Below are 264 nucleotides of genomic sequence, written 5' to 3' on the forward strand. Positions count from 1 at the left end.
AGTGGCGTCCCCTAGGGGATTCGAACCCCTGTTACCGCCGTGAAAGGGCGGTGTCCTGGGCCTCTAGACGAAGGGGACACGAAAATTGCTTATCACGCGCTGCGTGATATTTTCGTGTAGGGTGAGCTTTCATCAATAGAAAGCGAGCGGCCTTATTCTGTTCAGCCTCACTCCCAACGCGTAAACGCCTTGCTTTTTACTTTTCATCAGACAATCTGTGTGGGCACTACAAAGGCAGGTTCTTTAAGGTAAGGAGGTGATCCA

At 51.1% G+C, this 264-nt stretch carries 1 tRNA gene; it reads right to left on the reverse strand.

Annotation, left to right across the window (positions count from 1 at the left end):
• Positions 1–2: 2 nt before the first annotated feature.
• Positions 3–78: transfer RNA gene (locus tag OGW13_RS00740), tRNA-Glu, on the reverse strand.
• Positions 79–264: the final 186 nt, after the last annotated feature.

This window comes from Citrobacter sp. Ca225 (assembly GCF_030337175.1).
In the GTDB taxonomy this organism is placed as follows: domain Bacteria; phylum Pseudomonadota; class Gammaproteobacteria; order Enterobacterales; family Enterobacteriaceae; genus Citrobacter_A; species Citrobacter_A amalonaticus.